This window comes from Streptomyces sp. NBC_00286 (assembly GCF_036173125.1).
Lineage (GTDB): Bacteria > Actinomycetota > Actinomycetes > Streptomycetales > Streptomycetaceae > Streptomyces.
In genome coordinates, this window is record NZ_CP108054.1 from 3,088,676 (window position 1) to 3,113,634 (window position 24,959).

The 24,959-nt window shown below is 70.3% G+C and carries 20 protein-coding genes and 3 pseudogenes; 12 read left to right on the forward strand and 11 right to left on the reverse strand.

Annotated features, from left to right (window positions below; all coding sequences use genetic code 11):
* Window positions 1-59: 59 nt before the first annotated feature.
* Entirely contained in the window at window positions 60-1,016 is a 957-nt protein-coding gene (gene meaB, locus OHT21_RS13775; RefSeq protein ID WP_165340632.1) for a methylmalonyl Co-A mutase-associated GTPase MeaB, read from the reverse strand.
* A gap of 35 nt (window positions 1,017-1,051) precedes the next feature.
* Window positions 1,052-2,254, reverse strand: a complete 1,203-nt coding sequence (locus tag OHT21_RS13780; protein WP_328768571.1) for an acetyl-CoA C-acetyltransferase — start codon at window positions 2,252-2,254, stop codon at window positions 1,052-1,054.
* A 146-nt stretch (window positions 2,255-2,400) separates the two neighbouring features.
* Between OHT21_RS13780 and mce the strand changes: the two genes are divergently transcribed.
* The 5 genes from mce (at window position 2,401) to OHT21_RS13805 (ending at window position 10,359) form a co-directional block, all read left to right on the forward strand.
* Complete coding sequence (mce, locus tag OHT21_RS13785; RefSeq protein ID WP_328768572.1) at window positions 2,401-2,865, forward strand: methylmalonyl-CoA epimerase; 465 nt, start codon at window positions 2,401-2,403, stop codon at window positions 2,863-2,865.
* Between the two features lie 298 nt (window positions 2,866-3,163).
* The gene (gene scy / locus OHT21_RS13790) at window positions 3,164-6,925 is read left to right on the forward strand and encodes a polarized growth protein Scy (RefSeq protein ID WP_328768573.1); all 3,762 of its coding nucleotides are present in this window, start codon (window positions 3,164-3,166) and stop codon (window positions 6,923-6,925) included.
* 184 nt (window positions 6,926-7,109) lie between these two features.
* Entirely contained in the window at window positions 7,110-8,045 is a 936-nt protein-coding gene (locus OHT21_RS13795; protein WP_165340636.1) for a cellulose-binding protein, read from the forward strand.
* Window positions 8,046-8,311: 266 nt separating this feature from the next.
* Window positions 8,312-9,499 carry an ABC transporter ATP-binding protein gene (locus OHT21_RS13800; protein ID WP_328768574.1) on the forward strand — a complete coding sequence of 396 codons (1,188 nt, stop codon included), beginning with the start codon at window positions 8,312-8,314 and terminating at the stop codon, window positions 9,497-9,499.
* Window positions 9,496-10,359 (forward strand): ABC transporter permease subunit, encoded by an 864-nt coding sequence (locus tag OHT21_RS13805; protein ID WP_328768575.1) that lies wholly within the window; start codon window positions 9,496-9,498, stop codon window positions 10,357-10,359. Before OHT21_RS13800 ends, OHT21_RS13805 begins: the two co-directional genes overlap by 4 nt.
* A gap of 29 nt (window positions 10,360-10,388) precedes the next feature.
* On the opposite strand, the gene OHT21_RS13810 is transcribed toward OHT21_RS13805, so the two are convergent.
* Window positions 10,389-10,718, reverse strand: a complete 330-nt coding sequence (locus tag OHT21_RS13810) for an ATP/GTP-binding protein (protein ID WP_328768576.1) — start codon at window positions 10,716-10,718, stop codon at window positions 10,389-10,391.
* Between the two features lie 238 nt (window positions 10,719-10,956).
* Here OHT21_RS13810 and OHT21_RS13815 point away from each other — a divergent pair, with 238 nt between their 5' ends.
* Window positions 10,957-11,985: an LLM class flavin-dependent oxidoreductase gene (locus tag OHT21_RS13815; RefSeq protein ID WP_328768577.1), complete on the forward strand. Its 1,029-nt coding sequence runs from the start codon at window positions 10,957-10,959 to the stop codon at window positions 11,983-11,985.
* A gap of 151 nt (window positions 11,986-12,136) precedes the next feature.
* On the opposite strand, the gene OHT21_RS13820 is transcribed toward OHT21_RS13815, so the two are convergent.
* The gene (locus OHT21_RS13820) at window positions 12,137-12,529 is read right to left on the reverse strand and encodes an SCO5389 family protein (protein ID WP_165340641.1); all 393 of its coding nucleotides are present in this window, start codon (window positions 12,527-12,529) and stop codon (window positions 12,137-12,139) included.
* A gap of 280 nt (window positions 12,530-12,809) precedes the next feature.
* On the opposite strand from OHT21_RS13820, the gene nucS reads away from it, so the two are divergent.
* Window positions 12,810-13,481, forward strand: a complete 672-nt coding sequence (gene nucS, locus OHT21_RS13825; protein WP_328768578.1) for an endonuclease NucS — start codon at window positions 12,810-12,812, stop codon at window positions 13,479-13,481.
* A gap of 130 nt (window positions 13,482-13,611) precedes the next feature.
* On the opposite strand, the gene OHT21_RS13830 is transcribed toward nucS, so the two are convergent.
* From OHT21_RS13830 to OHT21_RS13845, 4 genes and pseudogenes are all read right to left on the reverse strand, one after another.
* On the reverse strand, window positions 13,612-16,191 hold the full coding sequence (locus OHT21_RS13830; RefSeq protein ID WP_328768579.1) for an ATP-binding protein: 2,580 nt from the start codon (window positions 16,189-16,191) through the stop codon (window positions 13,612-13,614).
* A gap of 295 nt (window positions 16,192-16,486) precedes the next feature.
* Window positions 16,487-16,810, reverse strand: coding sequence for an STAS domain-containing protein (locus OHT21_RS13835; protein WP_165340644.1), 324 nt, complete (start codon window positions 16,808-16,810; stop codon window positions 16,487-16,489).
* Between the two features lie 165 nt (window positions 16,811-16,975).
* Window positions 16,976-17,824 carry a 3-hydroxyacyl-CoA dehydrogenase family protein gene (locus OHT21_RS13840; RefSeq protein WP_328768580.1) on the reverse strand — a complete coding sequence of 283 codons (849 nt, stop codon included), beginning with the start codon at window positions 17,822-17,824 and terminating at the stop codon, window positions 16,976-16,978.
* A gap of 134 nt (window positions 17,825-17,958) precedes the next feature.
* A pseudogene (locus tag OHT21_RS13845) lies at window positions 17,959-18,351 on the reverse strand (TetR/AcrR family transcriptional regulator); the annotation flags it as partial.
* A gap of 8 nt (window positions 18,352-18,359) precedes the next feature.
* On the opposite strand from OHT21_RS13845, the pseudogene OHT21_RS44660 reads away from it, so the two are divergent.
* Window positions 18,360-18,491 (forward strand): annotated as a pseudogene (locus OHT21_RS44660) (ABC transporter permease); the annotation flags it as partial.
* A gap of 13 nt (window positions 18,492-18,504) precedes the next feature.
* Entirely contained in the window at window positions 18,505-19,077 is a 573-nt protein-coding gene (locus tag OHT21_RS13850; RefSeq protein ID WP_328768581.1) for a cob(I)yrinic acid a,c-diamide adenosyltransferase, read from the forward strand.
* A 7-nt stretch (window positions 19,078-19,084) separates the two neighbouring features.
* On the opposite strand, the gene OHT21_RS13855 is transcribed toward OHT21_RS13850, so the two are convergent.
* Both OHT21_RS13855 and OHT21_RS13860 read right to left on the reverse strand, forming a co-directional pair.
* Window positions 19,085-19,282, reverse strand: a complete 198-nt coding sequence (locus OHT21_RS13855) for a DUF5708 family protein (RefSeq protein WP_328768582.1) — start codon at window positions 19,280-19,282, stop codon at window positions 19,085-19,087.
* Window positions 19,279-19,866 (reverse strand): hypothetical protein, encoded by a 588-nt coding sequence (locus tag OHT21_RS13860; RefSeq protein ID WP_328768583.1) that lies wholly within the window; start codon window positions 19,864-19,866, stop codon window positions 19,279-19,281. The genes OHT21_RS13855 and OHT21_RS13860 overlap by 4 nt, the downstream gene beginning before the upstream one ends.
* Window positions 19,867-20,018: 152 nt before the next feature.
* On the opposite strand from OHT21_RS13860, the gene OHT21_RS13865 reads away from it, so the two are divergent.
* The 3 genes and pseudogenes from OHT21_RS13865 to OHT21_RS13875 form a co-directional block, all read left to right on the forward strand.
* The gene (locus OHT21_RS13865; RefSeq protein WP_328768585.1) at window positions 20,019-21,257 is read left to right on the forward strand and encodes a sensor histidine kinase; all 1,239 of its coding nucleotides are present in this window, start codon (window positions 20,019-20,021) and stop codon (window positions 21,255-21,257) included.
* Entirely contained in the window at window positions 21,254-21,895 is a 642-nt protein-coding gene (locus OHT21_RS13870) for a response regulator transcription factor (protein ID WP_328768586.1), read from the forward strand. Before OHT21_RS13865 ends, OHT21_RS13870 begins: the two co-directional genes overlap by 4 nt.
* Before the next feature lie 273 nt (window positions 21,896-22,168).
* A pseudogene (locus OHT21_RS13875) lies at window positions 22,169-23,287 on the forward strand (glycoside hydrolase family 18 protein); the annotation flags it as partial.
* 76 nt (window positions 23,288-23,363) lie between these two features.
* Here the strand turns inward: OHT21_RS13875 and OHT21_RS13880 are convergent.
* Window positions 23,364-24,899 carry an IPT/TIG domain-containing protein gene (locus OHT21_RS13880; protein WP_328768587.1) on the reverse strand — a complete coding sequence of 512 codons (1,536 nt, stop codon included), beginning with the start codon at window positions 24,897-24,899 and terminating at the stop codon, window positions 23,364-23,366.
* Window positions 24,900-24,959: the final 60 nt, after the last annotated feature.

The following is a 24,959-nucleotide window of genomic DNA, read 5'->3' on the forward strand; positions in this document are numbered from 1 at the left end:
AGGCTCGCACGCGGCACGGAAGCCTGCGACTCGTGGCCGCCGCCCCCTGAGGATGCCCCTCAGCCCTCCGTAATGCCCGCCACCAGCTCATCCGCCGCCCGGTACGGATCCAGCTCCCCCGCCACGATCCGCTCCGCGAGAGCGCCCAGGCGGCGGTCACCGTGCAGGTCGCCGATGCGCTCCCGGAGGGCCGTGACGGCGATCGTCTCGACCTCGTGGGCGGCGCGGGCGAGGCGGCGTTCGGCGAGGACTCCTCGCTCCTCCATCCAGGCGCGGTGCTTCTCCAGGGCCTCGACTACCTCGTCGATGCCTTCGCCGCGCGCGGCGACCGTCTTGACGATCGGAGGGCGCCAGTCGCCGGGGGCGCGGGATTCGCCAAGGCCGAGCATGTGGTTCAGTTCGCGGGCCGTGGCGTCAGCGCCGTCGCGGTCGGCCTTGTTGACGACGTATACGTCGCCGATCTCCAGGATTCCCGCCTTCGCCGCCTGGATTCCGTCGCCCATTCCGGGGGCCAGGAGCACCACCGACGTATCGGCTTCGGACGCTATCTCGACCTCGGACTGGCCCACGCCCACCGTCTCGACGAGGACCACGTCGCAGCCCGCCGCGTCCAGTACCCGGATCGCCTGGGGCGCCGCCCAGGCGAGTCCGCCGAGGTGGCCGCGGGTGGCCATGGAACGGATGTAGACGCCGGAGTCGGAGGCGTGCTCGGACATCCGTACGCGGTCGCCGAGCAGTGCTCCGCCGGAGAACGGCGAGGACGGGTCGACGGCGAGGACGCCGACCCGCTTGCCCTGCCGCCGGTACGCGGTCACGAGCGCGGACGTGGACGTGGACTTGCCCACGCCCGGCGAACCCGTGAGCCCGACGACATACGCGTTCCCGGCGAGCGGTGCCAGCGCCGCCATGACCTCGCGGAGCTGCTCGGACGCCCCCTCCACAAGGGAGATCAGCCGGGCCACGGCCCGCGGCCGGCCTTCCCTGGCCTGGGCCACCAGTGTGGGGACGTCCTGCATGAACAGCTCCGTTCTGGGATGGGACAGGAAGGGCTTCAGCTCTTGGGTACCCGCACGATCAGCGCGTCACCCTGGCCGCCACCGCCGCACAGGGCTGCCGCGCCCACTCCGCCGCCGCGCCGCTTCAGTTCCAGGGCGAGGTGGAGTACGAGACGGGCGCCGGACATGCCGATCGGGTGGCCGAGGGCGATCGCGCCGCCGTTGACATTCACCTTTTCCGTGGACACCCCGAGGTCCTTCATTGACTGGACCGCGACGGCCGCGAAGGCCTCGTTGATCTCGATGAGGTCAAGATCCGAGACATCCATGCCCTCCTTCTTCAGGGCGTGCTGGATGGCGTTCGAGGGCTGGGACTGGAGGGAGTTGTCGGGACCGGCCACGTTCCCGTGGGCGCCGATCTCCGCGAGCCACTCGAGGCCCAGTTCCTGTGCCTTGGCCTTGCTCATGACCACGACGGCCGCCGCACCGTCGGAGATCTGCGAGGCCGAACCGGCCGTGATCGTGCCGTCCTTGGCGAACGCCGGGCGCAGCTTGCCCAGCGACTCGGTCGTCGTCTCGGCGCGGATGCCCTCGTCCTTGCTGAAGACGACCGGCTCACCCTTGCGCTGCGGGATCTCGATCGGGGTGATCTCCGCCTCGAAGACGCCGTTCTTCTGGGCGGCCGCGGCGCGCTGGTGGGACAGGGCGGCGATCTCGTCCTGCTCGGGGCGCGCGATGCCCAGCTTCGTGTTGTGCTTCTCGGTCGACTGGCCCATGGGGACGTTCTCCCACGGGTCGGTCAGGCCGTCGTACGCCATCGCGTCGAGCATCTCGATCGCGCCGTACTTGAAGCCCTCACGGGACTTCGGCAGCAGATGCGGCGCGTTCGTCATGGACTCCTGGCCGCCGGCCACGATGACGTCGAACTCGCCGGCCCGGATCAACTGGTCCGCGAGCGCGATCGCGTCCAGGCCCGAGAGGCAGACCTTGTTGACGGTGAGCGCCGGGACGTTCATCGGGATGCCGGCCTTGACCGCGGCCTGCCGCGCCGGGATCTGCCCCGCCCCGGCCTGCAGAACCTGGCCCATGATCACGTACTGCACCTGGTCGCCGCTGATCCCCGCACGGTCCAGGGCGGCCTTGATCGCGAATCCACCGAGGTCGGCTCCCGAGAAGGACTTCAGGGAGCCGAGCAGCCGTCCCATCGGGGTGCGGGCACCCGCGACGATCACGGAGGTGGTGCTGTTCGTTCCAGTCATGAGGAGCGATCCCCTTCCAGCTTGCACAGCTGAGGAGTGAACGAGGGTTTACTAAAATGTACTGAGCGGTAGGCCAACCGTCATCCGGCGGGGCGTGTGATCGCGCGCACGTTGCGTAACCGGGCGCGGAGCGTTGCACTAACACCATGCTGACGCGAATCGACCACATCGGGATCGCCTGTTTCGACCTGGACAAGACCGTCGAGTTCTACCGTGCCACGTACGGCTTCGAGGTCTTCCACTCCGAGGTCAACGAAGAGCAGGGCGTACGCGAGGCCATGCTCAAGATCAACGAGACCTCCGACGGCGGCGCCACCTACCTCCAGCTCCTGGAGCCGACCCGCGAGGACTCCACCGTCGCGAAATGGCTGGCCAAGAACGGCGAGGGCGTGCACCACATCGCCTTCGGCACCCCGGACGTCGACGCGGACGCGGCCGACGCCAGGGACAAGGGCGTACGCGTGCTCTATGACGAGCCTCGGAGGGGCACGATGGGGTCGCGCATCACCTTCCTGCACCCCAAGGACTGCCACGGCGTACTGACCGAACTGGTGACGTCCGCGCCCAAGGAGTCCACTGGTGAGGGGGCCGTTGAGTCGTCCGGGCACTGAAGTCCGTAAGTCATGGTCTGGGGACTTTCCGTCGGCCACTGTGCCTCGGACCCCGGATCCCCCGGCCGGAAAAGCAGGTTGGCCAGGCACCCGGGTCGATCGGGCCCGGTAGGGTTGGATGCGGTCGTCGCTCCGGGAGGGCGGCCGCGGGCCGGGGTCCGGGTTTCGGGGGACGAGCGTCGGGGCAGCAGCCCATGCTCCGCCGTGGATCTGACACCATTCCCCGGGGGCCCCGTTCGGCGGATGGACGGTGCTCGTTTGGAGAGACTTGCGACCAGGGGACGGATGGGACCGCGCAGTGCGGGGCTACGAACGCCAGGAGCGAGAGCCGGCGGCTGACGTCGACCACCTCTCTCGGTTCGAGGCCGAGATGGAACGGCTGAAGACCGAGCGGGAGAAGGCCGTCCAGCACGCCGAGGACCTCGGCTATCAAGTCGAGGTGCTGCGCGCCAAGCTGCATGAGGCGCGCCGCAATCTGGCGTCCCGTCCTGCCTTCGACAGCGCCGACATCGGCTATCAGGCCGAGCAGATGCTGCGTAACGCGCAGATCCAGGCCGACCAGCTGCGGATGGACGCGGAGCGGGAGCTGAGCCAGGCCCGCGCGCAGACCCAGCGGATTCTCCAGGAGCACGCCGAGCAGGCCGCCCGCCTCCAGTCCGAGCTGCACGCCGAGGCGGTGGCCCGGCGCCAGAAGCTCGACCAGGAGCTGGCCGAGCGCCGGCAGACCGTCGAGTCGCACGTCAACGACAACGTCGCCTGGGCCGAGCAGCTGCGCGCCCGCAGTGAGCAGCAGGCCCGCCGGCTCCTTGACGAGTCCCGCGCCGAGGCCGAGCAGGCGCTCACCGCGGCTCGCGCCGAGGCCGAACGTATCTCCGCGGAGGCCAGGCAGCGTCTGGAGGCCGATGCCGAGGCCGCCCGCGCGGAGGCCGAGGCGCTGCTGCGCCGGGCCCGTACGGACGCCGAGCGGCTGCTGAACGCCGCGTCCACGCAGGCGCAGGAGGCCACCGACCACGCCGAGCAGCTGCGCAGCTCCACGACGAACGAGTCGGAGTCGGCCCGCCGTCAGGCCACCGAGCTGAGCCGGGCCGCCGAGCAGCGCATGGCGGAGGCCGAGGCGAAGCTGCGTGAGGCGCAGGCCGAGGCCGACAAGGTCCTCACGGAGGCGAAGGAGGCCGCGGCCAAGGCCCTGGCCAGCGCCGAGTCCACCAACGAGCAGCGCACACGTACGGCGAAGGAGCAGGTCGCCCGGCTGGTCAGCGAGGCCACCAAGGAGGCGGAGACCACCAAGGCGGACGCCGAGCAGGTCGTCACCGACGCCCGCCTGGAGGCCGAGAAGATCCTCGCCGAGGCCGCCGAGACGGCCCGGAGCGCCACCGCGGAGGAGACCGCCTCGCAGCTGTCCTCAGCCGCGCGTACCGCCGAGGACGTACTGAACAAGGCGTCGGAGGACGCCAAGAAGACCACCAAGGCGGCCACCGAGGAGGCCGAGCGGATCCGCCGCGAGGCGGAGACCGAGGCGGACCGGCTGCGGGCCGAGGCGCACGACATCGCCGAGGAGCTCAAGGGCGCGGCGAAGGACGACACCAAGGAGTACCGCGCCAAGACCGTCGAGCTGCAGGAAGAGGCGCGCCGGCTGCGCGGCGAGGCCGAGGCCCTGCGGGCCGACGCGGTCGGCGAGGGCGAGCGGATTCGTGCCGAGGCACGGCGTGAGGCCGTCCAGCAGATCGAGGAGGCGGCCAAGACCGCCGAGGAGCTGCTCGCCAAGGCCAAGGCCGATGCCGACGAGCTGCGCTCGAACGCGACGACGGAGAGCCAGAAGCTCCGCACCGAGGCCATCGAGCGCGCCACGACGCTGCGCCGCCAGGCCGAGGAGACCCTGCAGCGCACCCGCGACGAGGCCGAGCGTAATCGCGCGGAGGCCGTCGAGCTGTCCGAGACCATCAAGGAAGAGGCCGAGCGGGCCGCGCTGGAGCTGCGCGAGGAGGCCGAGCGCGCCGTCGCCGCCCGGCAGGCCGAGGCCGCCGAGGAACTGACCCGGCTTCACACGGAGGCCGAGGCGCGTCTGGCCGCCGCCGAGGAGGCCCTGACCGACGCCCGCGCGGAGGCGGAGCGGATCCGCCGCGAGGCCGTCGAGGAGGCCGACCGGCTGCGCGCGGAGTCCGCCGAGCGGCTCCGGGCGCTCCAGGCGCAGGCCGAGGCGGAGGCCGAGCGGCTGCGCCACGAGGCCGCCTCCGATGCGTCCGCCTCGCGGGCCGAGGGCGAGGCCATCGCCGTACGACTGCGTTCGGAGGCGTCCGCCGAGGCCGAGCGGCTGAAGTCGGAGGCCCAGGACTCGGCGAACCGGGTCCGGGCGGAGGCGCAGGCCGCCGCCGAGCGGCTGGCGGCCGAGGGTGCCGAGACGCTGGCCGTCGCCCAGGAGGAGGCCACCCGGCGCCGCCGCGAGGCCGAGCAGATCCTCGGGACCGCGCGCGAGGAGGCCGACCAGGAGCGCGAGCGGGCCCGCGAGCAGAGCGAGGAGCTGCTGGCCTCGGCGCGCAACCGCGTGGAGGAGGCCCAGGCCGAGGCCCTGCGCCTGGTCGAGGAGGCCGACCGGCGCGCCACCGAGATGGTGTCGGCCGCCGAGCACACCGCGCAGCAGGTACGGGACTCCGTGGCCGGGCTGCACGAGCAGGCACAGGACGAGATCGCGGGCCTGCGCAGCGCCGCCGAGCACGCGGCGGAGCGTACGCGCACGGAGGCGCAGGAGGAGGCGGACCGGGTCCGCGCCGATGCCTACGCCGAGCGGGAGCGGGCCGCCGAGGACGGCAACCGTCTCAAGCGGGAGGCGCGGGAGGAGGCGGAGGCCGCCAAGTCCCTTGCGGAGCGCACGGTTTCGGAGGCGATCGCCGAGTCCGACCGGCTCCGCTCGGAAGCCCGGGAGGACGCGAACCGGCTCCGTTCCGACGCGGCGACCCAGGCCGACAACCTCATCGGCGAGGCCCGCTCCGAGGCGGAGCGGCTCCGTTCAGAGACGAACACGGAGGCGGAGCGGGTTCGCGCCGAGTCCGTGGCGAAGGCCGAGAAGCTGATCTCGGACGCGACGGGCGACGCCGAGCGGCTGCGCGCCGAGGCCGCCGAGACGGTCGGCTCCGCACGGCAGCACGCCGAGCGGGTGCGCGGCGAGGCTCAGCGGCTCAAGGCCGAGACGGAGGCGGAGGCCGAGCGGGTCAGGGCGGAGGCGCGCGAGGAGGCCGACCGCCTGATGGACGAGGCCCGCAAGGACGCCAACAAGCGGCGTTCCGAGGCGGCCGAGCAGGTCGACAAGCTCATCCGGGAGTCGACGGCCGAAGCGGAGAAGCTGACCTCCGAGGCCCGGCGGACCGCGCAGAAGACCACGGCGGACGCCGAGACGCAGGCCGACACGATGGTGGGCGCGGCCCGCCACGAAGCGGAGCGGCTGGTCTCCGAGGCGACCGTCGAGGGCAACTCGTATGTGGAGCGGGCCCGTACGGACGCGGACGAGCTGCTGGTCGGCGCGCGCCGGGACGCCACAGCGATCCGGGAGCGGGCGGAGGAGTTGCGCGACCGGATCACCGGTGAGATCGAGGAGCTGCACGAGCGGGCCCGCCGTGAGTCCGCCGAGGCGATGCGGTCGGCCGGCGAGCGCTGCGACGCGCTGGTGAAGGCCGCCGAGGACCAGCTGAAGGAAGCCGAGGCGAAGGCCAAGGACATGGTCTCGGAGGCCAACTCCGAGGCGGGCAAGGTCCGTATCGCCGCCGTGCGCAAGGCCGAGGGTCTCCTCAAGGAGGCCGAGCAGAAGAAGACCGCGCTCATCGCCGAGGCCGAGCAGATCCGTTCCGACGCCGAGCGCGACGCCAAGCGGATGGTCGAGGAGGGCAAGCGCGAGCTGGAGGTGCTGGTCCGCCGCCGCGAGGACATCAACGCGGAGATCTCCCGTGTCCAGGACGTCCTCGAGGCGTTGGAGTCTTTCGAGGCCCCCACGAGCGGCAAGGACTCGGGGGTCAAGGCGGGCGCGGCAGCCGGTGCGACCCGTTCGGGTGGCAAGTCCTCGGAAAGCTAGCCAAAACGGCCGGTTTCGTACTCGCTCGGGGCCTGTGACACCGTGTCCTGGGTGCGCTGCGGACCGTTAGCCATCAAAAAGGGCGTCATTCTCCATACCAAGTCTGTCTTCTGCTCGATGACGCGCCGCCTTGACCCCTAGGATTCCACCTATCACCTCACCGGTCTCATTCGACAGGAACCCCATGAGCGACACTTCCCCCTACGGCTTCGAGCTTGTGCGGCGTGGGTACGACCGCGCTCAGGTGGACGAACGCATCTCGAAGCTCGTCTCCGACCGTGACAGCGCTCTGGCCCGTATCACCGCCCTGGAAAAGCGCATCGAGGAACTCCACCTCGAGACGCAGAACGCCCAGGCTCAGGTGAACGACGCCGAGCCGTCGTACGCGGGTCTCGGCGCGCGCGTCGAGAAGATCCTCCGCCTCGCCGAGGAGGAGGCGAAGGATCTGCGCGAGGAGGCCCGTCGCGCGGCCGAGCAGCACCGCGAGCTCGCCGAGTCCGCCGCCCAGCAGGTACGCAACGACGCCGAGGCGTTCTCCGCCGACCGCAAGGCCAAGGCGGAGGACGAAGGCGTCCGGATCGTCGAGAAGGCCAAGAGCGACGCCTCTCAGCTGCGTGCCGAGGCGCAGAAGGACGCGGCGTCCAAGCGCGAGGAGGCGGACGCCCTCTTCGAGGAGACCCGCGCCAAGGCCGCGCAGGCCGCCGCCGACTTCGAGACGAACCTCGCCAAGCGGCGCGAGCAGTCCGAGCGCGACCTGGCCTCGCGTCAGGCCAAGGCCGAGAAGCGCCTCGCGGAGATCGAGCACCGCGCGGAGCAGCTGCGCCTGGAGGCGGAGAAGCTGCGTACGGACGCGGAGCGCCGGGCCCGGCAGACCGTCGAGACGGCTCAGCGGCAGGCCGAGGACATCGTGGCCGACGCGAACGCCAAGGCGGACCGGATCCGGTCGGAATCCGAGCGCGAGCTTGCGGCTCTGACCAACCGCCGCGATTCGATCAACGCTCAGCTGACGAACGTGCGCGAGATGCTCGCGACGCTGACCGGGGCGGCTGTCGCTGCCGCGGGCACGCCGGAGCAGGATGAGCCGATCTCTCGTGGAGTTCCGGCTCAGCAGTCTCGGTAAGTTCGGTTCGTCGGGACACTGCGGGTCCGTCGCTGGTCGCTCCCCCACTCTCGGCTTCGCTCGAGCGGGGGGACCCCCATCGCGGCGGAGCCGCAGATAGATACAGCCCCGCGCCCCTTACAGGGGCGCTTCACAGGCCCCCTGCTCTCAGGCAGGGGGCCTGTGTTTTACCCGAACTTGGTGGGAACCGTCAGCCGACCGTTATCCTCCTAACCCTTACGGGGGCATGCGTCCCGACGTCACTGACCTGTCGATGGGTGCGGAGAATGATCGAGGCAGTCGGCCTGACTAAGCGCTATGGCGCGAAGACGGCCGTGTACAACCTTTCCTTCCAGGTGAGGCCAGGTGCCGTCACCGGCTTTCTCGGGCCCAACGGCTCGGGCAAGTCGACGACCATGCGGATGATCCTCGGCCTGGACAACCCGACCGCGGGGCAGGTGACGATCGGCGGCTATCCGTACCGGAGGCTGCCCAACGCCCCCCGCCAGGTCGGCGCGCTGCTCGACGCCAAGGCCGTGCACGGGGGCCGGCACGCGCGTAACCACCTGCTGTGCCTGGCGCAGCTGTCCGGCATCCCGGCCCGCCGCGTGGACGAGGTCCTCGGGGTCGTGGGCCTCCAGGACGTGGCGAAGAAGCGCTCCAAGGGCTTCTCGCTCGGCATGGGCCAGCGCCTCGGCATCGCCGCCGCGCTGCTCGGCGACCCTCAGGTGCTGCTCTTCGACGAGCCGGTCAACGGACTCGACCCCGAGGGCATCCTGTGGGTCCGCAACCTCATGAAGTCCCTTGCGGCGGAAGGCCGTACGGTCTTCGTGTCCTCGCACCTGATGAGCGAGATGGCGCTGACCGCCGACCACCTCATCGTGATCGGCCGCGGCCAGTTGATGGCCGACATGAACATCAAGGAGTTCATCTCGGCCAACTCCGCGGACTTCGCGCGCGTACGGACGCCCGATGCCGAACCGCAGCAGCGCGAGAAGCTGACGGCGGCGCTGACCGAGGCGGGCGGCCAGGTGCTGCCCGAGCAGGACGGGGCGCTGCGCATCATGGGCCTGCCGCTGCCCCGCATCAGCGACCTCGCGCACAGCCATGACGTACGCCTGTGGGAGCTGTCCCCGCACCAGGCCTCGCTGGAGGAGGCGTACATGCGGATGACGCAGGGCGCCGTCGACTACCGCTCGACCGACGACCAGCGTGCAGGCCTCCAGCAAGAGATGCCACCGGGTGCCATGCCACCGCCGCAGATGCCGGTGCCCGGGCAGGGCCAGCCGGGCTGGTACGCCCCGCCGCCGCCCCAGCAGGGCGGCCAGCCGTTCGCGATGCCGCAGGGACAGCCTGCGGGCCCGTACGGGGCGCCGGCCGCGCCCGGCGGCCCCGGCGAGCCCAACCCGTACGCCCAGGCCGCTCCCGCGCAGCCCGCCGCTCCTGACATGACCAAGCCCGAGGACGCCCGATGAGTACGCCCCAGCCACAGATGCAGCAGCAGGCCGCGCCCAACTGGCAGGCGGCGCCCGGTCCTTCGTACACCTCGCCGATTCCCATCACGCGTACGCACCTGGGGCATGCCATCGCCTCGGAGTGGACGAAGATCAGGTCCGTACGGTCCACCATGTGGACGCTCGGTGTCTTCATCCTGCTCGTGGTCGGCATCGGGCTGGCCGCCGGTGCGGCCGTCGCCGCCTCCTCGACGGATCTGGACGGCGAGCCCCCGCTGTCGCTGGGCTTCTTCGGGCTGCTCCTCGGCAGCATGTGCATCATGACGCTCGGCGTGCTCACCACCGCCTCCGAGTACGGCACCGGCATGATCCGGACCACGATGACCGCGTGCCCCAGCCGCGCGCGGGTGCTGGTGGCCAAGGCGATCGTGTTCTTCCTGGTCGCGTTCGTGGTCACGGTGGTGTCCGCCACGATCGTCGGCTTCGCCCAGGTGGTCATGCTGGAGGGCAACGGCGCGGGCGATCCCACCGGTGAGGACTGGCTGAAGGGCACGGTCGGGATCAGCCTCTACATCGCGCTGCTCGGACTGCTCTCGCTCATCGTCGGCTCGCTCGTCCGGCACTCGGCGGGCGCCATCACGATCATGATCGGGGCACTGCTCGCTCCGCTGGTCATCGCGATGTTCATGTTCACGGAGTCCCTCGAAGACGTACGCGACGCACTCCTCGAGTACTCGATCCCGAACCAGCTCAGCGTCTTCTACTCCCAGTCCCTCAGCGAGACCGGCCCGTCCGGCTGGGACCCGCTGTGGATCATGCTGGGCGTGACGGCCGCCGCGTTCGTCGGCGCCTACGTCCTGCTGGAGAAGCGGGACGTGTGAGCCTTCATGACTAGAAGGCCCGAAGGGCCTTAGAAACGTGGCGCGTTGCGGGACCGCTGCACCCGAGTGGTGCGGCGGTCCTTCGCGTTCCAGCAGGCCTTGTGCCAGTGGCGGCGGTCGTCCACGCCCGCGTGCTCCGGCCAGGCCACCACATGCGGGACCGCCGAGGGGATCAACTGCGCGCAGCCAGGGCACCGATACGTCTTGCCCTCGGCACTCGCGCCCGCCACATGGCGCACGCTCCACACCTCGCCCTGCCAGCTCTCCGAGGTCTGCCAGCCGCCGTAGCGGTCGGACCGGTCGCTCTGTTCCGCGGACGCGCTGGGGGCGCCCTTGGGACGATTGCGGCGCGGGGACACAGGACACCTCACGGGCTTTACAGGGAGCACGGGCCGCATCCAGCCTACGCGGCGCAGCCATGGGTACACGTACCACAAAGCCCCCACAGACTCCGGCGTGACCGGCTCAACCTTCCGGCGTGACCGGCCCATTCTGCAGACAATCCGCCAATCTCCCCGCCAAGCCGTGTCTTTGGCACGTGTCAGACGGTTATGCGGGGCAGGGAGCCGCCTCGGCGCCAAGGAGGACAGGAGTGCGATGCGTATAGGAAGTTTTGTACTGGCGGCCCAGTTCCCGGGACAGGGCCACGGAGAGGCACTGCATCGCGCGGTGCGATCGGCGGAGGTCGCCGAGGAGGCGGGGCTCGACGCGGTCTGGCTGGCCGAGCACCACTTCGTGCCGTACGGGACGTGCCCGTCGGCCGTCACGCTCGCCGCGCTGCTGCTCGGCCGCACCCGCCGTATCCGCGTCGGCACGGCGGTCAGCGTGCTCCCCAACACACACCCCGTGGCGCTCGGCGAACAGGCCGCACTGCTGCATGTGACGTCCGGCGGACGCTTCATGCTCGGCGTGGGACGCGGAGGTCCCTGGGTCGATCTGGAGGTCTTCGGAGCGGGCCTCGAGGCGTACGAGAAGGGGTTCCCGGAATCACTCGATCTGCTGGTGCGCTGGCTGCGCGAACCCTCCGTCTCCAGCACCGGCGAGCGCTTCAACTTCCGTGAAGTCCCGGTCGTACCAAGGCCGTCGGAGGATCTGACGGGCGCCGAGGGTCCGGAGGTCGTCGTCGCCTGCACCTCGCCGGCGAGCGTCCGGCTGGCCGCCGAGCGCGGTCTGTCGATGCTGCTGGGGATGCATGTGGGCGACGAGGAGAAGGCGGAGATGGTCGCGCTGTGGCGTACGCACGCCAGGGCCGCGGGCCGCTCCCCCGAGGAGATCGCGGGCGCGGCGCATGTCTCGGCCGGCATCACACAGATAGCGGACCGTCGTACGGACGCGGTCGAGACGCTCGTCAAGGCGATGCCGGGCTGGCTGAAGCAGGGTCTTGAGGCCCATGTGACGGTGGACGGCCGCGCCCGCACGATGCGGGACCCGCTGGCGTACACCGAACTGCTCTGCGGTCTGCACCCGGTGGGCCCGCCCCGGCTGTGCGCGGACCGGCTGGCGGCGACCTCGGAGCGTACGGGCATCACCCGCTTCGCGCTCCTGGTGGAGGGCTCGGGTGACCTGGCGGCGACGGAGGAGAACGTACGGCGGCTGGGGGCGGAGGTGCTGCCACGGCTGCGGTGAGGAGTTGGCGCCGGGACGGGTACGGCTGTTGGTGTGCCCGGCCGGTCGGCGGCGGGCGGGGTTCAATGCGCCCGCCTCGCGGGGAGCTTGCCGCCCCGTGCAAAAAATGCACCTCCCGCGTACGGGGCGGCAAGCCTGCGGCGTCGCTGCCTCAGCAGTCCCGGAACTCCGGGGACTGGTTCAGCAGTTGGCTGCGCACCGAGGTGAAGCGGGCCAGCGTGTCGTCAACCGACGCGTCAAGCGGGAACACCGCCACCCGATGGCAGTTCTGGAAGGCCAGCCGTACTCCGAAGTGCCGCTGCAGAGCGCCGCGTATCGCGTCACTCGCGAGCGCTCGCAGCAACTGGCCCCGTGCCTGCTCGTCCGGCGGCGGCGTCTGGTTGTCGGCGAAGTTTCCGCCGTCGACCTTCAGTTGGGCCACCAGGGAGCTGATCATCTCCCATGCGTAAGGCAGGGAAGTCCGGACGCAGTCGACGAATTCCGCTTCGTCGACCTCGCCTCGCTCGGCCTGTTCGAGTAGGGCCGGTGAGACGTCCAGCGACATGGGTTCTCCTCTCGCACCCCCTCCCGACAGAGGGGGTTGACGGACAGGGCGGGAGACCGCGACAACGGACAAGCTGACAACGGACACGCTGCGTACGCGCACCACGACCTCCCGTTCATACGGTAGGCAACTGTTCTTGATCGCACCAGGACATCTGGAACACAGCAGGGCACCAATGCGCACACAACCGGCCACTTACGAACAGCATGTGCCATTGGCAAGAGGCGTTGACGATGGGCGAATCGCGTTCACCAGCGCCCGTCGAGTAGCGTTGCCGACCATGCGTCTCGTCATTGCCCGCTGCTCCGTCGACTACGCCGGCCGGCTCACCGCCCATCTCCCGTCGGCACCCCGTCTGATCTTGGTGAAGGCGGACGGCAGCGTCTCGATTCATGCGGACGACCGGGCTTACAAGCCCCTCAACTGGATGTCTCCGCCCTGCACCTTGAAAGAGGGGGACGGGGACGAGAAGGGCGTCTGGACCGTCACCAACAAGGCGGGCGAGAAGCTCATCATCACGATGGAGGAAGTCCTCCACGACTCCTCACATGAACTCGGCGTGGACCCGGGCCTGATCAAGGATGGCGTGGAAGCACACCTCCAGGAACTGCTCGCCGACCGCATCGAGACCCTCGGCGAGGGCTATTCGCTGATCCGCCGCGAGTACATGACGGCCATCGGCCCGGTCGACATCCTCTGCCGGGACGCCGAGGGCCAGACCGTCGCCGTGGAGATCAAGCGCCGCGGCGAGATCGACGGTGTGGAGCAACTCACGCGCTATCTGGAGCTGTTGAACCGCGACCCGCATCTCGCTCCGGTACGCGGCGTCTTCGCGGCACAGGAGATCAAGCCGCAGGCCCGCGTCCTCGCGACCGACCGCGGCATCGGCTGCACGGTCCTCGACTACGACGCGCTGCGGGGCATCGAGGACGACAAGCTGCGGCTGTTCTGACGGCCGGGACGTTCCGAGGCTTACGACGGCAGAGGGCCGGGTCCGCATGAAGCGGACCCGGCCCTCTGCCGTGACGTACAACTGCCGTGTCGTACGTGGCTGTCAGATCCCCGGCGTCAGATCCCCGGCGTCAGATCACCGTCGTCAGATCTCCGCCCGTCGGCTCGTCGCTCTCCGCCGGAGCGCTCGCGGTGGTCTCGGGCGGGCTGGACACCGGTGTGCTGGGCGCCGGGCCGCTGGCCGAGTTGTCCGGCGGCGTAGGGTCGTCCGGCGGTTCGACGGTCGGCGGAGTCGTCGGGTCGTCCGGCGGTGTCGGCGTCGGGTCGTCCGGCGGCGTCGGCGTCGGGTCGTCCGGCGGTGTCGGTGTGGGGTCGTCCGGTGGCGTCGGCTTCGGGTCGTCCGCCGGCGGCTTGCTCGTGGGCGGCTTCGACGGGGACTTGGTCGGGTCGTCCGGGTCCTTCGTCCCGGTCGGGTCGTCCTTCGACGGCTTCTTGCTCGGCGTCGGCGTCGGATCGTCCGCGGTGCCCACGATGCCGTCCTCGCCCGGGTCCGGTTCCGTCGGACGGCTCGTGGAGTCGGAGTCGTCGTCCTTCACCGGCTGCTCGGCGCCGAGCCCGCCGCCGTTCTCGCCCGGACTGGCCGACGGGTTGACGCCGACCCTTTCCGAAGGCGGAGGGTTCTCGCCGTCCGACGTGGCGCCGAGCGTCACCACCGTGCCGAGCACGGCGACGAGGAGCGCGCCCGCGCCCGCGGCCACCAGATTGCGCTTGGTGCCGTTCACCAGCCGCTTGACGCCGCTGGGCCGGTGCGAAGCCGGAGGCCCGGTTCGACGCGTGATCACCGTTGTGAGCTGGGGTGGCGTGGGCGGCGAGGCCGACGCGAACGTAGCCGGTACGCCACCAGGGGGCGACGCCGACTCCTCGTACCGGGCGTCGGGCACCTCCTCGCCCGTCGTCGCCCCGAACCCGCCGGCCGGCGTGACACCCGTACGGTCGTCGACCAGCGCGAGGGCACGCCGACCGGCGGTGCTACCGCGCTTGTCGGCGACGGCGCCGCGCAGCCCGACGGAGGCCTCCAGCTCGGCGCGGGCCCGGTCGTACTGGCTGCTGCAGAGCGCCAGTATCCCCAACTCATGGTGGAAATAGGCCTCTTCGGAGACCTCACCGGCGACCCTGGCCACCTCGGCTCCAGCCCGGAGTGTGCGCTCCCACGAACCCCAGTCGAGGCTCGCGGCGAACGCGGGCGCGACCGCACGGGCCAGCGCTACGGCGACGCTCTCCTCCTCGCCCTCCACCGGCGGCTCGGCGACCGACACGAGCCCGGTGAGCGCCGCGAGCACGGCGTCCGCCTCAGCGGCGACCCGCTCCGGCGTGACCGAAGGATGCCCGGCCCACCAGGCGTAGTGCTGGGCGGCGGTCTGCGCCCGCTCATGCGCGTCGGAGGCGTACCCGTTGGCCGTCAGCTGGGTGTGCACGCCCGCCGCGAGCCGGTAGTGCGAGCCGACCGGCGTGACGAGCGCGCAGCCGACCAGCTCCGCGAGCGCCGCGTCCGCGTGCGTGTCCCCGACCAGCGCCGGCAGATGCGCCTGGTGCGGCACCTCGCCGCCCAGCGCGACGGCGAACCGCAGCGTGGCGCGCGCCGATTCACTGAGCCGGGAGGCCAGCAGCGCGGCGGGCGCGGCGCCGTCGGCGAGCGAGGGCAGCGGTACGTCGTGGAGGTCGTCGGCGTCGAAGGGCGCGTCCACGGGCGCGTCCTCGTAGTAGCCGTACTCGTCGAAGGCGTTCGGGTCGGCGCGCAGTTGGTCGCGCTGCCGCAGCAGGGCGCCGGCCTGCACGAAGCGCAGCGGCCGCCCCTCGGACTCGAACCAGAGGTCGCCCGCCCAGTTCGCCTCGTCCTCGGTCAGTACGCGGCCCACGGCACGCTCGAGCAGTTCGAGCCCGCCGGCCCGGCCCAGGCCCCCGAGGAACACCTCTTCGAGGAGTGAGTCGGCGGACGGCGCGGCGACCTCGGGCGTCGCGGAGATCAGGAAGGCGCACTCGGGTGTCGCGTCGAGCAGCTCGTCGAGCGCGCCACCGCCGAACTCGATGTCGTCGAGCACGACGACCGCGCCGATCTCCCGGATGAGCGCGAGCAGTTCGTCCGGCTCCGGCCGGTACAGCGGCGCGCTGTAGACGGCCGCGAAGAGGTCGTGCAGCAGATCGCCGACGGTGCGGCGGTAGCCGCTGAGACGTACGACGCCGTCCGGTGCGAGATCCGCGCAGTCCTCGGCGACGGCGTCCAGAAGCGCCGTACGGCCCGATCCCGACGGCCCGGTGAGCCGTACGGAGCGCCCGCGCGCAAGCAGGCGTACGAGCCGCTCACGCTCCTCCTGCCGCTCCAGGAGCGGCATCCGGGGCAGCGAGTGCCCCGGTGGTACGGGCGGCCGCGAGGCGCGCGCCAGCTCGGCGCGCTCCGCGGGCGTGAACTTCACCGGTCTGCCCGGCCGCTCGCCCGGCGGGCAGAGCTCTATCTCGCTGCCGTCGACGGGATTGACGGTGAGCAGGAAGTCACCGGACACGAGCTGGACGGTGCGCGCCAGTGCCGGCGCGTTCTGGCTGTTTCCCGGTGCGAGCGCCTGCGTGAGCGGATCGCGCGGCGGACGTTGTCGAGGCGTCCGGACGTCGTCGTCACGGACGTGCTCTTCGGGTCCTCGGTTGTTCGTCGGGTCCATAGGTCCAAGCCCCCCAAAAGCGTTGTGTGCCGAGCCCCCCGGCCTGCTGCACACTGCGCTGTCGCTTCTGGTCCGGTGCCCGCTTACGGGTTGGTGAGGGTATAGCGGGCAGCCGAACCCTAAACCTTCGCACAGTATCTACGAACAGACGGGGTACGGCGCCGTCCGAGACGTCACAGCTTCATGAGGATTGTGTTCGCTGTGCTTTTCATGCAGGAGACGGCGGTCCGGTTCCTTGCGAAAGCCGGTTCTCGAGTGAGCGGCGGTACGTTCCTTCTGGAGGCGGCGGTCCGGCTCATACCCGGGGCAGCGACTCGACTCCGATGCCGCCCTCGATCGCCAGGATCCGGTGCAGCCGGGTCGCCACCAACAGGCGTTGCATCTGCGGCGGAACGCCGCGCAGCACAAGCCTCCGGCCACACCTCCCCGCCCGTCGGTGGGCCCCCATGATGACACCGAGTCCGGTGGCGTCCCAGGAGTCCAGTTCTGACAGGTCGAGCACCAGGTCGCCGGCTCCGTCGTCGACGGCCGAGTGCAGGACCGTACGGGCGTCCGCCGCGCTGACGACGTCGAGGCGGCCCCCGACGGCCAGCTCGGCGTGGTCGCCCCTGATGTGCATATGCGCTCCCCGAGAGTGCGTTTCGTGTTCAGCGTCTTTCGTGCTCTTCCGTGTCCTGTGTTTGTGCCAGGACTGACTGCCGTACCGGGGCAGAAGTTGCCGTCTGTAAGCGAACCGATACCGAAACCACCCCGAAGGGTGATCACTGTAGGGGACGACAGAACGTCAGTAGGCGTAAAAGCCCTGCCCGCTCTTGCGTCCGATATCACCGGCGTCGACCATCCGGCGCATCAGTTCCGGAGGCGCGAACTTCTCGTCCTGCGTCTCCGTGTAGATGTTGCTCGTGGCGTGCAGCAGGATGTCCACGCCGGTCAGGTCGGCGGTGGCCAGCGGCCCCATCGCGTGACCGAAGCCCAGCTTGCAGGCGACGTCGATGTCCTCGGCGCTGGCCACGCCCGACTCGTACAGCTTCGCCGCCTCGACGACGAGCGCCGAGATGAGCCTCGTAGTGACGAAGCCGGCGACGTCACGGTTGACGACGATGCAGGTCTTGCCGACGGACTCCGCGAACTCCCGTGCGGTGGCGAGCGTTTCATCGCTCGTCTTGTAGCCCCGCACCAGCTCGCACAGCTGCATCATCGGGACCGGCGAGAAGAAGTGGACGCCGACGACCCGCTCCGGGCGCTCGGTGGCCGCCGCGATCTTGGTGATCGGGATGGCGGAGGTGTTGGACGCGAGGACGGCCTCGTCCCTCACCAGCTTGTCGAGCGCACGGAAGATCTCGTGCTTGACGTCCAGCTTCTCGAAGACGGCCTCGACGACGATGTCGGCGTCGGCGACCGCGTCGAGATCGGTGGTGGCGGTGATGCGCCCCAAGGCCTCCTCGGCCGCACCGGCGTCCAGCTTCCCCTTGCTCACGAACTTCTCGTACGAGGCCTTGATGCCGTCGGTGCCACGGGTCAGCGCCTCATCGGTGACGTCCCGTAGGACGACGTCCCAGCCGGCCTGTGCGGATACCTGGGCAATACCGGAACCCATCAGTCCGGCTCCGATGACGGCAAGCTTCCGCGCCACAGTCCGACTCCCCTAACCCACTAACACGCTGCTTATATCTGCCTCTCCGGCGGACCTTAGCGCTCGTTAAGGGCTGTGTGACTAGTTAGTAATGCGCGTCACGTCTCAATGGACGGACATCACACCGGGAGGGGTCATTCCGGCGCTCGTACGGCGTAGTTGAGGACCTTCTCGCTCAAAAGGTCCTCCATGTCGTCGAGGAGGGCGAGGGCTTCGCGGGACACCTCGGCGGGCTTCCGGCCCGCGACCGTCTCGCGGCCGATCAGGGCCATGAGCGTCGACTGCACCCAGCTGATCTGTCCCGCCATCAGGGTGGGCAGCGGGTCGTCGGGGGCCGCGGCCGTCTCCTCCCTGAGGGTCTGTTCGAGGTGCTCCAACGCCTCCTGCTGCACGCGCCACAGCCGGGCCTTGAGCGTGTCCGCCCCGTGGATGACGCGAAGGAAGTCTCCGTAGCCCTCGACGAGGCCCACCTTGGGCGAGACGGTCTCAACCTCCTCACGCAGTTCGCGCAGTACGGCGGCGGGCGCCTCCGGCGGCGGAACGGGATCAGGTGTCGGGGCGGAGCGCCCCGACCACCACGATGCTGTACGGCGTGCTCGTGGCCCTCTACTTCGCGGCACACGCCGTGACGGTGGGCACACGAGTGTTCCGGAAGGCCGGAGCGTAACTAGGCTGGTCACATGGTCAATCTGACGCGCATCTACACCAGGACCGGCGACCAGGGCACCACCGCCCTCGGCGACATGAGCCGGGTCGCCAAGACCGATCTGCGGATCGCGGCGTACGCCGACGCCAACGAGGCGAACGCGGTGATCGGTACGGCGATCGCCCTCGGAGGGCTGCACGAGGAGATCGTCAAGGTCCTCACCCGCGTACAGAACGACCTGTTCGACGTGGGTGCGGACCTGTCGACGCCGGTCGTCGAGAACCCGGAGTTCCCGCCCCTCAGGGTCGAGCAGTTCTACATCGACAAACTGGAGGCGGACTGCGACCGATTCCTCGCCGAACTCGAAAAGCTCCGCTCCTTCATCCTCCCCGGCGGCACACCCGGCGCGGCACTGCTGCACCAGGCGTGCACGGTCGTACGGCGTGCGGAGCGCTCGACGTGGGCGGCTCTGGAGGTCCACGGGGACACCATGAACCCGCTCACCGCCACCTACCTCAACCGGCTGTCGGACCTCCTGTTCATCCTTGCCAGGTCGGCCAACAAGGAGGTCGGGGACGTGCTGTGGGTGCCGGGCGGGGAGCGCTGAGGCGCCCCTACCGGTTCCCTGCCGACGTGCGGGCCGTCTGGTAGAGGCCCGTCAGGACGAGCGCGCCCCCGACGCACATCATGACCACGCCGACCTTCGTCAGGGTGACGACCGGGGTCTCCACATCCCCGGTGAACAGCCACAGAGGCAGGCCGATCGCAAAGGTGACGATCCCCTCCAGCAGGTTCTTCGACGCCTGGCTCATGACCGGGCACTCTCCTTCCTCGTCGTGAGCGGGTGCTCCTCCTCGGTAGCGGCGGGCGCCTTCCTCGGCCAGATCGTGTAGGACAGGGCGATCAGGCCGTAGATGCCGATTGCGCGCACCGCCACCCCCTGGAAGGCCCGCAGGGAGCTGACGTCGCCGGAGTCGCCGACGTACCAGACCGCGAGCTCAAGGAGCGCCAGAGCCACGGCGCCCCCGAACACCGCCCGCAGCCACAGCTTCGCCTCGTGGCGAGCGCGGGCACGGCCGTAGCGCGGCGGCTTCGTCGGGGGCGGGCCGCCGCCCAGGCGATGGGCCGCGTGGCCGTCGAGCCAGCGGATCGTGTAGTGGCCGAACGCCACCGTGTAGCCGATGTAGAGCGCCGCCAGGCCGTGCTCCCAGCTCGGCTCGGCGCCGTTCTTCAGGTCGATCGCCGTCGCGGCGAACAGGACCAGCTCCAGCACCGGCTCGCACAGCAGCAGCACCACACTCGTACGGCGCCACTTCAGCAGGTAGCGGACGGACAGGCCCAGCGCCAGCAGCACCCAGAACCCGACCTCGCAGGCGATGATCAAGCCGACGATCACGGCTCACTCCTTTCGGTCACCCCTCAAGGCTCCTGCCGGGAGGAGCGGCTTTCGTCGTCGCCGGTGACGAACTCGCGGTACATCGAAGGATGCAGTCCGGGACCCTCCGCGGGCATCACGCGGAGAGCGCCCGGCCCGTGTTGGATGGGGCCATGGCCGTACGACTCCCCCGCCCGCACCGCTTCGACGTGTACGTCGCGTTGGCGGGCCTGCTCGGCGGGCTCGCACTGTGGGGCATCGGCGCGGCCACGCGGCCGCACGACGAGCCGATCGTGCTCTGGCCGGGGCGCTGGGCGCTCCTGCTGCCGCTCGTCGTGATGGCCGGCTGCGAGCTGCTGCGGCGGATCGCCCCGCTCACGGCGCTGCTGATCGGCACAGCCGCCCTGACCGTCGACACGATGACTCAGGGCAACCTGATCACACTGCTGATGTTCACCGACCTCATGTACGCGGCCGTCCTGTACGGCCCGCCCGTGTGGGCCCGCCGCCTCCCGCGGATCACTGGACTGCTCGCCGCGGCCTCGTCGGTGGTGCCGTTCGCGGTGTGGCGCGTGCCGCTGGCGCTCCTGATCGGGCTGGCAGTCGGCATCTTTGCGTTCGGGCCCGCGTCCACAGGCCTGATCGTCCGCAACCACCGCGACGCCGCCGATGCCGCCCGGCTGCGCGCCGAACAGACCGCCCTGCTCGCCGAGATCGACCGCACCCAGGCGGTCACCGCCGAACGCGCCCGGATGGCAAGGGAGTTGCACGACATGGTGGCCAACCACCTGTCCGCCATCGCCATCCACTCCACGGCCGCGCTGTCCCTCGACGACGCGGACACGACGAAGCAGGCCCTCGGCATCATCCGGGTGAACAGCGTCGAGGGCCTGGCGGAGATGCGGCGGCTCATCGGGATCCTGCGGGATTCCAGTGGCGACACCGCGCCCTCGGCCGCGCCCACCCTCGACGGGCTCGGCGCACTCGTCGACACCGCCCGCGCCAACGGCCTCGACGTCACGCTCGACAGCATGCCCATGAAGCTCCCCGCGCCGGTCGAACTCGCCGCGTACCGCATCGTCCAGGAGTCCCTGACCAACGCCCTCAAGCACGCCTCCCCAGGCCGGGTCACCGTGACGCTCGCCCAGCAGGACGGCACCCTGAGCCTGCGGGTGACCAGCCCGTACGGGGACCGCGACGGCCCGAGCGCCCCCGGCTCGGGAGCCGGCCTCGTCGGCATGCAGGAGCGGGTCGCGCTGCTGGGCGGCACCTTCGAGGCCGGGCCCGAAAGCGCACCCGACGCGGACGCCTCGGGCAGCTCACACGACGCGCAGGGCTCGCACGGCTCACGCGGCGGCAAGATCTGGACCGTACACGCCACCCTGCCGACCACCCTGGGAGGAACCGAATGATCCGCGTGCTCGTCGCCGAGGACCAGTCCGCCGTACGCGCCGGGCTCGTCCTCATCCTGCGCAGCGCGCCCGATATCGAGGTGGCCGGCGAGGCGGCGGACGGCGAGGAAGCGGTCGCCCTGGCGCGGGAGTTGAGGCCGGACCTCGTCCTGATGGATGTCCAGATGCCCCGCCTCGACGGCGTCTCGGCCACCCGTCAGGTCGTCGACGAGGGCCTCGCCGACGTGCTCGTGCTGACGACCTTCGACCTCGACGAGTACGTCTTTGGCGCCCTGCGGGCCGGTGCCTCCGGCTTTCTGCTGAAGAACACCGAGGCGCAGGCTCTCATCGAAGCGGTCCGCACGGTCGCGCGCGGCGAGGGCCTGATCGCGCCCGCGGTCACGCGGCGCCTGATCGCCGAGTTCGCCGCGAAGCCCGTACGGGGTCCAGGGCCCGACCCGGCGGTCCTGGAATCCCTCACCCGCCGTGAACGCGAGGTGCTGTCCTGCCTCGGCGACGGGCTGTCCAACGCCGAGATCGCGGACCGGCTGGCGATGGCCGAGGCGACCGTGAAGACCCACGTCAGCCGGCTCCTCGGCAAGCTCGAACTGCGCAGCCGGGTGCAGGCCGCCGTACTGGCACAGGAGTTGGGCGTCTGACTCCAGGGATGGGCACCCGGGGGCGGCATGCCCGAGTAACACTGGTCCAGACCTATTGACCGATGGTCCAGACCTTTCTATTCTCGCGGCACTGCGTTCACGCATGCACCAACAACCTCAAGGAGGCGCAGCATGCGCTTCAGACACAGAGCCGCGGCAGGGTTCGCCACCCTGCTGCTGCCGCTCGCCGGCCTGGTCGGCCTCGCGAGCCCCGCCCAGCCCGCGACCACCACGTCCGCCATCTCCGCCTCGAACGGTGTGGTCGCTCCCGGTCCCAGCGCCAAGGTCAAACTCGGCTACTTCATCCAGTGGGGCATCTACGGCCGCAACTACAACGTCAAGAACCTCGTTACCTCCGGCTCCGCCGAGAAGGTCACCCACATCAACTACGCCTTCGGCAACGTCGTCGACGGCAAGTGCGCGATCGGCGACTCGTGGGCCGACTACGAGAAGCCGTTCACCGCGGACCAGTCGGTCAACGGCCAGGACGACACCGCGGATCAGCCTCTGAAGGGCAACTTCAACCAGCTGCGCCAGCTGAAGGCCAAGTACCCGGACATCAAGATCCTCTGGTCCTTCGGCGGCTGGACCTGGTCCGGCGGCTTCACGGAAGCGGCCAAGAACCCGGCGGCCTTCGCCCAGTCCTGCTACGACCTGGTCGAGGACCCGCGCTGGGCCGATGTCTTCGACGGCATCGACCTGGACTGGGAGTACCCGAACGCCTGCGGCTTGACCTGCGACACCAGCGGCGCCACGGCCATCAAGGACATGATGAAGGCCATGCGCGCCGAGTTCGGCTCGCAGAACCTGGTCACCGCGGCCGTCACCGCTGACGCCTCCGACGGCGGCAAGATCGAAGCGGCCGAGTACGCGGGCGCCGCGAAGTACCTCAACTGGTACAACGTGATGACCTACGATTTCTTCGGCGCCTGGGCCGCGAACGGCCCGACCGCACCGCACTCCCCGCTCACCTCGTACAAGGGCATCCCGGCGAAGGGCTTCAACTCGGCCGCCGCGATCGCCAAGTACAAGAAAGCGGGCGTACCGGCGAACAAGCTGCTGCTCGGCATCGGCTTCTACGGCCGCGGCTGGACCGGCGTCACCCAGGACGCACCGGGCGGCACGGCCACCGGGCCCGCGGCGGGGACCTGGGAGGCGGGCTTCGAGGACTACAAGGTCCTCGAGGCGTCCTGCCCGGCCACCGGCACGATCGCCGGAACCGCATACGCGCACTGCGGCAGCGACTGGTGGTCCTACGACACCCCGGCGACGGTCCTCGGGAAGATGAACTGGGCCAAGAAGCAGGGCCTGGGCGGGGCGTTCTTCTGGGAGTTCAGCGGTGACACCAGCAACGGCGAGCTGGTGAAGGCCATCGACAGCGGCCTCAAGTAACTGCTGGGCCACGTTGAGGTCCCCCAGGACTTCCTCCGGGGGGACCTCACGCGCGGTTCGCGAAACTCGCGGCTCATCAGATACCGGGCGCGGCGACTCGCGTGTACGTCAAGCCGTTGCTGGTGCCGGCGGGTGTGGTCACCGTGACGGAGACCGGCCCGGCGGTGCCTGCCGGCACGACGGTGGTGATCTGCGTCGGGGAGACCACGGTGAACGACGCGGGGACGGCGTCGAACTGGACACCGGTGGTGGTCGCGAAATTGTCGCCGGTCAGCGTGACGACCGTGGCGGTGTGCGCCGGTCCCTGGTCAGGCGCGAGGGAGACCAGCACGGGGGCATCCAGGAAGACGTAGTCGACGGGGTTGCTGGTGCCGCCGGGGGTGGTCACCGTGATCTGTGTGACACCGGGGGCATGGCTCGGGGTCACCGCGGTGATTTGCGTGGCCGAGTCGACCGTGAACGAGGCCGCCTCCGTCCCATCGAACAGCACCGCCGTCGCACCGAGAAGGCTGCTGCCGCTGAACGTGACGGTGGTGCCGCCCGCGGTGGGTCCGGAGGGAGGGGCCGGCGTGGCCAGCGAGGGCGACTCGGCGTAGAAGAAGAACGCGTTCGGGTCGTCCGGGTTACTGACGCCGCTGGGGCTGGTCACCGTGACCGCCGCTGCGCCGGCCACGTGGGCGGGGGACACCGCGGTGATCTGGGTGCTGCTGACGACGGTGAACGAGGCCGCCGCCACCCCGCCGAACAGCACCGCCGTCGCACCGGAGAAGCCCGTACCCGTCAGCGTCACCGTCGTCCCTCCGGAGACCGGGCCCTGAGACGGCGACAGGCCGGTGACGGAAGGTGCCGCGAGGTAGGTGAAGGCAAGGGCGTTGCTGGTGCCACCCGGAGTGGTCACCGTGACGTTGACCGGGCCGGATGCGTGGGCCGGACTGACAGCGGTGATCTGGGTGCTGCTGACGACGGTGAACGAGGCCGCCGCCACCCCGCCGAACAGCACCGCCGTCGCACCGGAGAGGTTCGAGCCCGTCAGCGTCACCGTCGTCCCTCCGGAGACCGGGCCCTGAGACGGCGACAGGCCGGTGACGGAAGGTGCCGCGAGGTAGGTGAAGGCAAGGGCGTTGCTGGTGCCACCCGGAGTGGTCACCGTGACGTTGACCGGGCCGGATGCGTGGGCCGGACTGACAGCGGTGATCTGGGTGCTGCTGACGACGGTGAACGAGGCCGCCGCCACCCCGCCGAACAGCACCGCCGTCGCACCGGAGAGGTTCGAGCCCGTCAGCGTCACCGTGGTCCCTCCGGAGGACGAGCCCTGAGACGGCGTAAGGTCCGTGAGGGAGGGAGCCGGGCTGCCATAGGTGAACGGCACGAACTGGGTGCTGGTGCCCTGGGTCGTGGTGACGGTGACGTTCACGGTGCCGGTGCCCGAGGGAGTCACCGCCGTGAGCTTGGGAACGCCATTGACGGTGGTCACGGTGAACGACGGGGAGGGCTTGGTTCCGAACCGGACGCTTGTCACGTTGGTGAAGCCGGTTCCGTTCACGGTGACGGTGGTACCACCCGCGGCCGGCCCCTCGTTGGGACTGACCGAAGTGACGACAGGGGCAGCCATGGCTGTACTCCTTCACGCAGGACTGGGGGGTCGACACCCGTGCGACCGCGTCGGGGCGTG

Bases quoted from the DNA above. Each gene is read 5' to 3' on its own strand.
- OHT21_RS13865 (WP_328768585.1), top strand. From the start codon at position 20,019: ATGGCCGTACGACTCCCCCGCCCGCACCGCTTCGACGTGTACGTCGCG.
- OHT21_RS13870 (WP_328768586.1), top strand. From the start codon at position 21,254: ATGATCCGCGTGCTCGTCGCCGAGGACCAGTCCGCCGTACGCGCCGGG.
- OHT21_RS13795 (WP_165340636.1), top strand. From the start codon at position 7,110: ATGAGCGACACTTCCCCCTACGGCTTCGAGCTTGTGCGGCGTGGGTAC.
- mce (WP_328768572.1), top strand. From the start codon at position 2,401: ATGCTGACGCGAATCGACCACATCGGGATCGCCTGTTTCGACCTGGAC.
- nucS (WP_328768578.1), top strand. From the start codon at position 12,810: ATGCGTCTCGTCATTGCCCGCTGCTCCGTCGACTACGCCGGCCGGCTC.
- OHT21_RS13880 (WP_328768587.1), bottom strand. From the start codon at position 24,899: ATGGCTGCCCCTGTCGTCACTTCGGTCAGTCCCAACGAGGGGCCGGCC.
- OHT21_RS13805 (WP_328768575.1), top strand. From the start codon at position 9,496: ATGAGTACGCCCCAGCCACAGATGCAGCAGCAGGCCGCGCCCAACTGG.
- OHT21_RS13855 (WP_328768582.1), bottom strand. From the start codon at position 19,282: ATGAGCCAGGCGTCGAAGAACCTGCTGGAGGGGATCGTCACCTTTGCG.
- OHT21_RS13815 (WP_328768577.1), top strand. From the start codon at position 10,957: ATGCGTATAGGAAGTTTTGTACTGGCGGCCCAGTTCCCGGGACAGGGC.
- meaB (WP_165340632.1), bottom strand. From the start codon at position 1,016: ATGCAGGACGTCCCCACACTGGTGGCCCAGGCCAGGGAAGGCCGGCCG.
- OHT21_RS13835 (WP_165340644.1), bottom strand. From the start codon at position 16,810: ATGCACATCAGGGGCGACCACGCCGAGCTGGCCGTCGGGGGCCGCCTC.
- OHT21_RS13820 (WP_165340641.1), bottom strand. From the start codon at position 12,529: ATGTCGCTGGACGTCTCACCGGCCCTACTCGAACAGGCCGAGCGAGGC.
- OHT21_RS13830 (WP_328768579.1), bottom strand. From the start codon at position 16,191: ATGGACCCGACGAACAACCGAGGACCCGAAGAGCACGTCCGTGACGAC.
- OHT21_RS13850 (WP_328768581.1), top strand. From the start codon at position 18,505: ATGGTCAATCTGACGCGCATCTACACCAGGACCGGCGACCAGGGCACC.
- OHT21_RS13780 (WP_328768571.1), bottom strand. From the start codon at position 2,254: ATGACTGGAACGAACAGCACCACCTCCGTGATCGTCGCGGGTGCCCGC.
- OHT21_RS13800 (WP_328768574.1), top strand. From the start codon at position 8,312: ATGATCGAGGCAGTCGGCCTGACTAAGCGCTATGGCGCGAAGACGGCC.